Consider the following 12,359-nt stretch of genomic DNA (forward strand, 5'->3'; position numbering starts at 1 on the left):
TTTTTGGTACTTTACCTTGCAATGTGGTTGAGGTTCTTCGTATTATTACGTTCAAAGTATTATCTCCATGATCAAATATTTCATAGTTGCCTTTTACTTACTATGCTGGACCGGGGCAAACGCCCAGTACTGGTTTGGGCCAAAGGTGGGGGGGCATCGCACAGACTTTATCTATCAGGAGTCTACCTATAAATCCGACTCATTCGATGTAAGCACTGATTACGGACTTCAGGGTGGTTTTATGATGATCTACCAGGCTTCTGAAAAGTACGCTGTGATGGCTGAACTTACCTATGAGAGAATCGACCGAAAGGTTACCGAAAAGGAGGGCAACGATATAGAAGTCTATAGCAAATCGATTTACAATTATCTATCGATCCCATTTTCATTGAGGTGGGACTTTGGGAGAGAGCCTACATATTATTACATCTCAGGAGGCCCCAAATTGAGTTATTGGCTGGGAGGGAGTGGAGAGATTTACCTCGATGAATTTAACGAGGCCAGGACTCTGGATGGACCATTGCCATATGATTTCGAATTCAAGCAAAAAAAAGGAGGCGAGACCAATCATCGAGCTGTTCCGCAAGCCAATCGCTTCCAATACGGACTGCAGGTAGGGGCAGGTGTTTACTTTGATGTAGCTACAGGAGGACGTGTGTTGGTGGATTTGAGGCACTCATTCGGACATTCGAATATGGGATTTAATGGAAATCCTGACTTCACCTTCGAAACTTATCAAGAAAATTTCCGCTATCGAAACTATACTTTGTCTCTTTCGGTGGCTTATTTATTTGAGTACGATGTGCAGCTTCAGAGAAAAGGGATGAGCACCATTAAGGAAAGCAACAAGCCTAAGAAAAAGTAAAATTTTATTGCACGTTTTTACTTGGTAGAAACCCTTTATGCTTAATGTAAGGGTGGCTTTTCTCCCCAGAAAATTGCAACATAGCACCTCCCTCTTTAGCCTATCGTTTGTCCTACCCAGTTTCTGGTATCTTTTATTTTGAGAGACCCCGGTTGTTACTTTTCTCATCAAATAGTTTTAAGTTTGGGTACAGCCCTAGACAAGACTAAAGTCAATTTTTTAATTTTTTGAATTGAATACGACCAATATTATTGGTATTTTTATATCAATACATTATTAAAATATAGCTATTGTGATAAAGTCGTTTCTAGCTTTTCTTGGGGGAGAGCCCGGTGAAGAGAAGCCTATGTTGTTGTTATTGGGCATGGGTTTTTTCATGGGTATATTTCTTGCTACCTATCAAATTGGTTCAGAGACACTGTTTTTGGACATTCTTGGTGAGCCCTATCTTGATGTTGCTTTTTTCTCAGCAGGTGCTGCAGGTATCGTTTCCACTGTGTTATTTGTTTACCTCCAAAAAAGGGTTAACTACTCTTCACTCGTTGTAGTCAATCTCTTTCTTATTTTCACCTTTATGGCGGTCATGCGGGCTGCTTTTGAGTGGACAAGCTATGATGGATCGGAAGGAGGGTTTCAGATTTTGCCTTTTATCATGTTTGTGATGATTGGTCCAATCACTGCCATAACACTACTTGGTTTTTGGGGGATATTTGGTAGGGTGTTTGATTTGAGAGCATCCAAAAGAATCATTGGAGGAATTGATACCGGAGCGCTTACCGCTACTATTATTGCTTTCTTCTCTATACCGTTTATTACACAGCTACCATTTATCGATTCTACCTACGACCTGCTGTTTGTATCGGCCATCGCATCTTTTGGTGTACTCTTTTTCACCATCTGGATTATCCGTGATTTCAATGTAAACAAGGCTACGAAGGTTGAGAAGGGAGATGTGAAGCCAGTGGAAGTTAATTTCTTCGACTTAATTAAGGACCCATACTTAAGATTGCTTTCGCTATTTCTAATCTTTTCGATGGGAGCAAGTGTCTTCGTTGATTACACATTTTATTCTGCCACGGAGATCATGTATCCTGATGAACAGGAGCTTACCAATTTCTTATCCTTCTTTAGTGGGACTGTCATGATTATGAGCTTTCTCATTCAAAGCTTTGTTAATGATATTATCATTGGGCGTTTTGGGCTAAAGGTGGCCCTGATGACCATGCCACTTATCCTGATTTTGTTCACCATTGGAGGTATTGTAGCAGGGCATATTTTTGGGTATCAGATTAAGACCGAAGAGTTCATTCTGTTTTTTATGTTTACTGCCTGCGCTAAGGCATTCACTGCTTCCCTCAAAGACGCCTTAGAAAACCCGGCGTTTAAACTGTTCTTTTTGCCTATTGACATCAAAATACGATTTGATATTCAGACAAGAATTGAAGGGGTGGTTAATGAGTTGGCAACCTTATTGGCAGGAGCTGCCCAGATTGCGCTGGGATTGTTGGTTTTCTTTGAACTTATACATTTTTCCTACCTCATTCTCCTTCTAGCCGGGATGGTTGTTTACTTATCAGGAAAACTCTTTGCTCAATATAAGATCACTCTTCAAAAAACACTTACTGAACAGAAGAAGGCTCTGAAAGGGGAAGGTGTGCGTAACGAGCAGAATACGATCAATGTGATCAGGAGTGAGGTCAGTTCCAAAAATGCAGATCGGGTGATCAGTGGTCTTCGGATATTCGAGAAACTGGAGCCGATTCAGTTTGAGTTCACCTTACTGGATCTGTTGAACTCCAGGATGAGCAAAGTGAGAGAGTATGCCTATAAAAAGCTGGATGAGTATCTTGTTTTCGAGGCGTTGGAGATCATCCGGAAGGATATAAAAACAGAAGGTGATGAAGCGGTGTTGAAAGCAGCTGAAGCTTGTATCAAGAATCTTGAAGCTGCGGAGGCTTATGAGTTAAACGATGTGAGTATTCGCCAGTTGGTGAGATCTACTGAAGCCAAGGATCGAATTAAAGGAGCCCGGTTGCTTGTAAAATCAAATGAAGACAAGTTTCTGCCTTACCTTTCGGAACTTTTGAGAGACATTAACCCGCGAGTGAGAATTGCCGCAATGACCACTGCCGGGAAGATTAGGAGGCCGGAAATATGGCCCAATTTGGTAGAGAACCTTCATTTAGCCACTTATGGAAATCCTGCCATGTCAGCGCTTACCCACTCTGGGGAGGCTGCATTTCATGCGATAGACACTTCCTTTTACAAGACTGGTCAGTACAAGGCCACCATGCTGAGGATCGTTCAATTATTGGGCAGGATCGGGGGCAAATCTGCGATTGATTTACTTTGGAAGAAAATTGATTTTCCTGACAAAAAAATAGTATCCGAAATTTTGTTGTCATTGAGCTACATAGGCTTTGCCGCTCGTGACTTCCAGGCTGCTCGTATCAAGATTGCTATCGAATCTGAAATCGGTGACATTGCATGGAATGTAAAGGCAGTTTTGGACATTCCTGAAGAGAATGAGATCGATTTGATGATCAGAGATGCTTTTAGGGAAGAGGACAAGCAAAACTACGAAAACATCTTTATGCTTTTGTCGATGATCTATGACCCTCAGAATGTGATCCTGGTGCGCGAGAACATTCAGGACGGCACCACCGACAGTATCACTTTTGCCGTTGAAATGCTTGATATTTTTGTAGAAGAGGAGCTTAAGCCAAAGTTGCTGCCGGTTATGGATGAATTAAAGGTAGACGATCGACTTGCCAAGCTTCAGAATTACTACCCTCCTGAGGATTTTGAATCTTATTACGATTTGCTGCTTCAGATCATTAACAGGGATTACAATAGGGTCAATCGCTACACCAAGGCTTTGGCCTTTTATAGAATCAGTAATATGCCGGGTGTAGAAGTAAGTGATGATTTGATTGCTAATTTGTTCAACCCTGATCATTTGCTATTGGAAACGGCTGCTTATACCATCTATAAACTGGATCAGAGTGCCTACCACCTTCATACCAAACGATTAAAGTCAGGAGTCAAGAAAGAGTTGGATAAGGCGATCGTTCCACCGGTATTTCAGGGTGAGGGTGAGGATTATCATCAAAAGCTATTACTTATTGAGCGCGTGTTGCTTTTAAAGGAAGTTCCTGAGTTTAAGCGTGTTTCTGGGGAGTTGATTACATATATCGCAGAGGAGTTAGATGAGATCAGGTTGAATGAAGGTACAACGCTCGTGGAAGCCGGAGAATCGGGAAATGCCCCGGTATATATTGTGGTAGAAGGAGATGTAGATGTCTACCAGGGGGATGTTTTGATCGATCAAAAATCGAGAGGTGGGCTTGTAGGGCATGAATTGATTTTGGATACGAATAAGTTTGAGTACACGGCATTAACAAGGAATCGATGTACTCTTCTGGTACTGAGAAAAGAAGAACTGTTGGATTTGATGTCCAAGCATATAGAAATTATTGAAGCGTATTTGAATATTTTGAATCGGGTTGAGTTTGAGGAAGAGGAAGTGGAGATAGCCGATATTTTACTTAGTGTGTAACTTAAAGATGACCGCCTAACCAAAAAGAAATGGATTTTAATAAAGAGATACTTTTATGCTTCTCAGAAGAAGATAACCAGCCAATAGAGGGAGGTCTGAAGGGTTGGGTGTCTAATTTCCATAAGTTTTTATCCACTCTGCTTTCTCAAATATCAAGAGAAAGTCCTGAAGTTGTATTGGTTTCAGAGTCCAACTATCAACAAATAGAAATAGAGAAAGCAGCCGTAATTATAGCGGTATGCAGCCCTGCCTTCATAAAGAATGAAGACCTGATCCGACGACTGGATGAGCACGCGGAGGATGTTAAAAAGAAAGATTTATTAATCATAGAGGGGGTCTCCAGGCTATTCAAAGTACATAAAGCCCCTTTCAATGAAGATAAGGTTCTTCCCCATTTAGATAGCCTGATTTCCTATGACTTCTACATGGTGGATCCATTGTCAGGAGAGGCTCAGGAATTCAAGCGGTTTTTTGGAAGCGATGCGGAGCGTTCATATTGGATGAAGCTTGTGGATATGGCTTACGACATTAATCACATTTTGGAAGCCAACGTATCAGGCAGATCAGGAGTGGCGGCTGAGGTGGTTCCAATGGAAAAGACCGTGTATCTGGCCAGCACTGGTGTTGATATGGTGATACAGCGAGACATCATTAAGCGTGAATTGATTCGACATGGATATAAAGTGTTGCCTCAGCACACCTTGAGCAAAGAGGTAGGGCAGCTTGAACAGATGGTTAAGGAGGACCTGCACAAGTGCAGGTTGTCAATTCACCTGATAGGGGAGGATTATGGCTATAAGCCCAAGGGGTCTGATTTGTCAGTGGTGGACATTCAGAATAGAATAGCTTCCAATCATACCTACGAAATGGTGGAGTATAACAAAACTGCAAAAGACAAAAAACCATTTAGTCGCCTCATTTGGGTGTCACCAGATTTGAAAAATGTTACCGAGAGACAGAAGATATTTATTGAGGACCTGAAAAGTGATGCTGCCGCTTTGGAAGAAGCCGAGGTATTGCAAATTACACTTCAGGAATTGAAAGCGATTATCCGGGAGGAATTGGTGACGGGAGGCCGGTTTAATAAAAACAGACGGGAAATTAAGGGGTACACTCACGAAGAGGAGGGTACTGCAAAAATCATCTATTTAATACAGGATAAGCTGGATACCACAAAGACCAAGCCGTTGAAGGAGTACTTGGAGAAATCAGGATTTAAAGTGGTTTCTCCTAGCTACGAGGGTGATTTGGTCGATATAAGGTACATTCATCAGGAAAATTTGCGCCGCTGTGATGCTTCCATAATCTATTTTGGAAGTGCCAAGGAGGCTTGGATCAAAACAAAACTTCAGGATTTACTCAAAGCTCCCGGATTTGGGCGTGAAAAAAAGCTTCAAGCGAAGGCCGTATACTTTGACGGCCAGAAAGAAGTCGATTTAGAGCACTATAAGAAGAACAAAGCCATGGTTCTGGGTATGAACGGTGGCTTCAAACCAGAACATCTTAAGCCTTTTCTAACCAAACTAGAAAAATAAAATGAGCGACAAGGACATGAATCTCGCACAAGGTCAAGTTCAGGATATCGTAGATATCACTGAATTAATCAATCCGTTTCCTGGGTTAAGACCTTTTGGAATTGAAGAAGGACACCTCTTCTTTGGCCGGGAAGGCCAAAGCGATGAGGTGTTGGTCAAACTGGCAGAGAATAAATTTGTCGGTATACTAGGAGCTTCCGGCTCTGGAAAATCCTCATTTATGTACTGCGGGTTAGTTCCCAGCCTTGTTGGGGGTTTCATGACCGAGGCAGGATCCAACTGGCGGGTGGTCGTTGCACGGCCTGGAGGTGGGCCTATCGACAATCTTGCTGAAGCCCTGTTGATTAAGGACAAGGAATATTCAAACCTCTCAGAGGAGGATAAACTCATTAAGAAAACTATCATAGGTACCGTTTTGCGTAGTAGTTCCCTTGGTTTGGTCGAGGTAATCAAACAGCTCAAAACGGACAATGATCAAAATATGCTGATTGTAATTGACCAGTTTGAGGAACTCTTCAGGTTTCGAAAGTTGGAAGCAGCTACATCGGATATGGATGAGTCATCTGCTTTTGTCAACCTGCTTCTTGAAGCAATACATCAGTTTGACGAACCGATATATATCACCATTACCATGCGTTCAGATTTTATCGGAGAATGTGCAAAATTCCCTGATCTGACTCAGATGATTAACGATTCCCACTATCTGATTCCGCAAATGACCCGTGATCAGAAAAGAGTGGCTATAGAAGGGCCTGTTGCCGTAGGTGGTGGTAAAATTGCTCCACGACTTACTCAGCAACTCTTAAATGATGTAGGGGATAATCCTGACCAGCTGCCTATTCTTCAGCATGCTTTGATGCGTACCTGGGCCAACTGGGTAGATACCCGCAAGCCTAATGAACTTATGGACTTGAGGCATTACAATGCTATTGGTACTCTTCGGGAGGCATTGTCACAACATGCTAATGAGGCCTATGACTCACTTTCTAAAAGAGAGAAGGAGATTTGTGAAGTAATGTTCAAGTCGTTGACAGAGCGTGGCAGTGAGAATCAGGGTATAAGAAGACCTACGAAATTGGGAACCATCGCGGCTATTGCTGGTGTGACTGAGGATGAGGTGTCCAGAGTGGTAGAGAAGTTTAGAGAGCCAGGTAGGTCCCTGTTGATGCCACCTTATGGTGTACGTCTGGACACTGAGACAGTGATAGATATCTCTCATGAAAGTCTGATGAGGATATGGGACAGACTAAAAAGATGGTTGGATGAAGAGTCCAAAGCAGCTGAGATGTATATGAAGCTTTCAGAAGCGGCAGAGCGTTTTCAGGAAGGTAAGGCCTCTTTATGGAAAATGCCTGATTTACAGCTGGCCATTAACTGGAGGGAAGAGAATCGACCTACACTGATATGGGGTCAGCGATATAATCCGGCCTTTGAGCGTACAATGGTCTTTTTGGAAACATCCGAGAAAGCCTATGTGACAGAGCAGAGAAACAAAGAACTTCTGCAGAAGCGCCAGGTAAAAAGGATGCGATTGAGTGCCATTATCCTTGGAGCAGCAGCACTTGTCTCTATTTTCTTCGTAGTGTATGCCAACATCAAGTCTAATGAAGCTCAAAAGGCTTCAGCGCAGGCATTGCTTAACTTGGAAGCGGCTCAGGAAGCTCAGGCTGAAGCAGCTAAGCAAGCGAATTTGGCTGAAGAACGAGCAGCTGAAGCAACCCGTGCCAGTAATAGGGCAAATGCTGAAGCTGAAAAGGCAAAGCTGGCGCAGGCTGAAGCACTACAACAGGCTGAAATAGCAAAGAAACAAAAGGCGGAAGCTGATAAGCAAAGGCAGGCTGCCGAAGAAGCTCAGATAAAGGCAGATGAAAATGCTGAGCAGGCTAAAATAGAGGCTGAAAAAGCAAGGCAGGCCCAGGCAGAGGCACTTGTGGCTAAAGACAATGCTGATAGGCTCAGGCTTCAGTCTGTGGCTCAGTCCATGGCCATAAAGGCCAGAAATATACCTGAAAGAGAGCTGAAAGCAGTAGTAGCCAAGCAGGCATATGATTTCTATCAGCAGTATGGAGATCCTAATAAGCCATACAATGGTGATATTTATGCCGGGGTTTATTCGGGCCTTGAGGGTGTTTTGAGCACGTACTCAGTCAATGATGATGGCGAGAAAGTTTTCAAGAACAATGGAGATTCAGTACTCAATCAATATCATGGTCATTTGCCGACTAATGTTTCACAGGTAGCAGAAGAGAGGATATCTGTTAGATCTGTAGTCTTCTCCGAGGATGGGAAACGAATTTATTCCGCGGGTAGTGATGGGCGCTTGCTCATGTGGGATTACGCCGGTGGTAAAAGGAATTATGTGGAGATTTTCAATAGGAACCATGTAAACCGGGTGGTCAACGTAAGCCCGAATGAGCGATACCTTGCTTTAGGAACAGATGATAACCATATTTTGGTGGTAGATCTGAAAAACAGAGATGCCGAACCTGTGAGTATTAATGGACATGTGGGCGGTACTGTTTATGATCTGGTTTTTTTACCTGATAACTCAACCTTTATATCGACCGGGGCAGACAGCAGGATATTGCTGCATTCACTTAGAAGTAAGGAAACTGTGCAAATCGCTCAGACCAGTTCAAGAGCGAAAACCCTTGCCATTTCACCTGATGGAAAGACTTTGGCAGCAGGTACGGAAAGTGGTGAAGTGATGATTATTGATCTGAATCGGTCAGACTACCCTTCACGAAATATTTACCGAAAAAATGGAAGTCCTGCAGTGCATGCACTGCATTTCAGCAATGCGGCCGATAAGCTGGCCTTTGGTGATGATAAAGGGGACTTGTTTGTTTGGGATTTGGTAGAGAAGAAGCAGTGGGGACCTAAACTCACGGGGTTTACTTCTCCTATTTCTGACATTCATTTCAGCCCTGATGATGACCTTTTGGCTGCAACCAGCAAGGATAAGACTGCCAGAATGTGGGATTTAAACAATATTTATGATTTACCAACTGTTTATGATGATCATAAAGATTGGGTTTGGTCATTGGACTTCCACCCCTCCGGGCAGCAGTTTGCTACCGGTTCAGCGGATGGAATTATCAGAGTTTTTGAGACAAAGCCTGATGCATACGCCGAACGAATCTGTGGACTTGTTTCGGCTAATATGTCGGAGACCCAGTGGAGACAGTATGTTGGAGATCTCGAGCAAATACCGTATGAATACACCTGTGACGGATTGGATAAAGGTGATGAAATCGAATAATTTATGAAGAAAATTTTACTAACACTGATATGCTCTGGGGCAATGTTAGGGATATATGCTCAAACTTGTACTCAAAGGTTGAACCAGGCGGAGGATGACTATGAGGCCGGGAGACTTTTGGGGATACCTAACCAGATACAGGATTGCTTGGATTCTGATGCTTTTTCTAGCGAGGAGGAGGTAAGAGCCAGAAAGCTATTGACCTTGGTGTACATCTTTACAGACCAGGAGTTCAAGGCCGAAGGGGCTCTTATTGAGTTATTAAAAGCTGATCCAGAACACCGTTTAAACCCTCAGGTAGATCCGGCTGAATTATTTTTTCTATACAGCCAATACAGAACAGCTCCTGTATTCCGCATTTCATTGAGACTTGGAGCGAATTCTTCAGATCCTCAGATTATTGGTGTATATGGCACGCAAAATACCGAGGGGGCTCCAGCTTTTTACAATGGTAAAACGGAAAGTGGGGAGAGTTCTTACGCCCTGAATGATTCAACTACACTCAGTGGAGTAGGAGGATTGGGGATAGGTTTTTGGGGCGAGTTGTTAGTTGAAAGGCACATTAAGAATGGTTTTGAAGTTGGATTTGGTGGTCAGTTGAGGCTATCGAAATACAATGTGGATAACTATTTAAACCAGCAAGATCTGAGTACTTCGGTAGTCAACCAGCAGATTTATCTGAGAACTCCTTTGTTGGCGAGGTATACCTTAGGATACAGCAACAGAGATAAGAAATGGTTGCCCTATGTATATGCTGGTGGTGCATTTGATTATTTGCTGTCTGCCGGTTATACCTCTGCGTCGAGAGTAGGAGGTACGGCCTATACACAAACGTCGAGTGATCTGCTGGCTTCTGATCAGGTAAACAAGATTAATTATTCTTTCTTTGGAGGTCTTGGGGTTAAGTATCGGATCAAAACTCATTTTTTCACAATTGAAGCAAGATATGATAACAGCCGGCTTAATTACGTGAACGGAGAAGAACGTTATACCAATCCTGAATCGACTTTTGATTTAGGCTATGTCGAGTCTGATCTTTCCTTGAATTTCCTTTCGTTTTCAGTGGGGTATACCCATTCCATATATAGTCCTAAAAAACTAAAAGAATATTGACCGCCCTATGAAGCAATTTTTCTTATATACTCTATTATTATCTACTATCTGGAGTTGTACTCCCTCAGATGAGAATAGCCCGGCTCCTACTGAAGTCTTTGTGAAGTACTATGGGTTGGGGACAAATGAAGCGGTTGATTTAGCAAAAACTTCGACCGGCGAGTTCATTATTTTGGGATCAAACATACAGGACGGTAGTCAGGATTTTTACTTGGTAAAGGTAGATGCTGAGGGTAATGAACTTGATTCAAGGATTTATGATTTGAAAGGGCAATCAACGGATATTCCTTTAAAAATGAAATCTCTTGGACTCAATTCTGGCACTGGCCTTGATGAATTTCTTCTTGTAGGGTATATACAAGAACGGGATGCCAGTGGTTTGGATCTGTTTGAGGGGGCCTGGTGTAAAATTGATGCTGATTTAAATATAATTAGTATGGGTTCAGACTCATCCAGTTTTAACCTACTGGAGAATGTAATAACCACAGATATCATTCAAACTACAGAAACGGATGGTGTTGAGAAGTTTGTAGTATTGGGACATTCCAGACAGACATTTGCCGGGGATCCGGTAAGTGATGGGGGGTATCAGATATACTTAACGAAGGTGGATGATCAGGGCGAGGTTTATTGGTCTAAATCACACGGTTATCTCGGTGATGAGGAATCATTGGCCTTGTTTGAAAATCCAGACAGAAGTTTGGTGGTAATAGGATCAACTGAAGCTGGTGCTGATGGACGCAATGTTTACGTCATTGAGACAAATTCACTTGGAACGTCGGATAAGAACGCTCCGAGAATCGTGATTAACAATTCCCAATCGGGCGCTGATGAAATTCCCAAAGCGGCCATAAAGTCGTCTCTTGGATATTCAATAGTGGGTTCCACCATCGGTGATGACGGTCAGATGGCGGGCTTTCATGTAGCCATCACCCAAACGGGCGATATGGTTTCCAATACCAACAATGTGCTTTCATCAGACTACTCTTTGCCATGTCAGGCATTAGCTGTTACGAAAAGTGTGTACAACGATTTGATGGTTTTAGGAAGTATCCCAAATTTCCGGGAAGTGACTGGGGAGGGAACTGCTGGAGCGAATAAACTTGAGCAAATTCTACTGATGAGGGTCAGTCCATTGTCTGGTCATATTGCAGGGTTTGATCAAAATTATGGTACAACTGTAGGTAATGATCAGGCCAAGGCTGCCATTACCTTACCGGATGGGGATATTCTTGTTGCCGCAACAATTGACTTTGGTAGCGGCACTTCCATGTTGGGTCTTCTGCGACTGAACAGAAACGGGGAACTGAAAGATTAAATTGTGTGCTGGCAAAGGGCGTTTATCGCCTTTTTGCATTTTGAAGTATTTAAAGAATAATTAGAATATTACTTACTGGTCATAAACCGCCTAGTTATATGAAACGAATTTTACTTTGTCTATTGGTTGTTTTAGGATGGAATTGTGCAATGGCTGCAACGCCTGTTTTTCAGTCCGCAGAAATGAAGACAACCACGACCTTTGAAATAACATATGATATTAATGTGGCTTTCAATGTGAGTGAAGCTGCATTCCTAACTGGTTTATCGGTTGATAGCAAATCCTTTTCTGGAGCTACCATCTTGAATAATGTAATCACAGTTACGCTTTCGGCTCCTGTTCCAACAGATTACTCTGCTAATGATTTGGCCATTATGGCCGGCACCATTAAAGATGCAATTGCGGTTGAAACTAACGCTGGGGTTTCCGGACAAACACTGTCTGACGGGGTATCTCCGGTAGTGACCTATTCGGCGATGTTTGATGCTGATCTGAACGGTAAGATTGACAGTATGTCTGTGGTGTTTAGCGAGAACCTGCGGACAGGCAATAGTTTGTTTTTTGCAGTTGCTGATTTTGGGATCAGTGGATACAGTGTGTTGTCGATGGACTCTACGTTGCAGGATACAGTTCAGTTTGTGTTGACAGAGCTATCCTATTTTGACACAGATTCAGTAGCCACGATTGACTTTTTGGACCCATCGAAG

Annotated in this window: 7 protein-coding genes; all 7 read left to right on the plus strand. The window is 42.8% G+C overall.

The window, feature by feature from the left end; all coding sequences use genetic code 11:
* Positions 1 to 67 precede the first annotated feature (67 nt).
* Positions 68 to 865 (plus strand): outer membrane beta-barrel protein, encoded by a 798-nt coding sequence (locus tag RIH33_RS15845; RefSeq protein ID WP_406651703.1) that lies wholly within the window; start codon positions 68 to 70, stop codon positions 863 to 865.
* A 292-nt stretch (positions 866 to 1,157) separates the two neighbouring features.
* On the plus strand, positions 1,158 to 4,424 hold the full coding sequence (locus RIH33_RS15850) for a cyclic nucleotide-binding domain-containing protein (protein ID WP_406651704.1): 3,267 nt from the start codon (positions 1,158 to 1,160) through the stop codon (positions 4,422 to 4,424).
* A 29-nt stretch (positions 4,425 to 4,453) separates the two neighbouring features.
* Positions 4,454 to 5,959, plus strand: a complete 1,506-nt coding sequence (locus RIH33_RS15855) for a DUF4062 domain-containing protein (RefSeq protein WP_406651705.1) — start codon at positions 4,454 to 4,456, stop codon at positions 5,957 to 5,959.
* 1 nt (position 5,960) lies between these two features.
* Entirely contained in the window at positions 5,961 to 9,221 is a 3,261-nt protein-coding gene (locus RIH33_RS15860; RefSeq protein WP_406651706.1) for a hypothetical protein, read from the plus strand.
* A 78-nt stretch (positions 9,222 to 9,299) separates the two neighbouring features.
* Positions 9,300 to 10,334: an outer membrane beta-barrel protein gene (locus RIH33_RS15865; RefSeq protein WP_406651707.1), complete on the plus strand. Its 1,035-nt coding sequence runs from the start codon at positions 9,300 to 9,302 to the stop codon at positions 10,332 to 10,334.
* A gap of 7 nt (positions 10,335 to 10,341) precedes the next feature.
* Positions 10,342 to 11,652, plus strand: coding sequence for a hypothetical protein (locus RIH33_RS15870; protein ID WP_406651708.1), 1,311 nt, complete (start codon positions 10,342 to 10,344; stop codon positions 11,650 to 11,652).
* Positions 11,653 to 11,750: 98 nt separating this feature from the next.
* Positions 11,751 to 12,359: hypothetical protein (locus tag RIH33_RS15875; protein WP_406658532.1), on the plus strand; the 609-nt coding region annotated here is incomplete at its 3' end.

Origin of the sequence: Marinoscillum sp. (assembly GCF_040222955.1) — a bacterium.
Classification (GTDB): Bacteria; Bacteroidota; Bacteroidia; order Cytophagales; family Cyclobacteriaceae; genus Marinoscillum.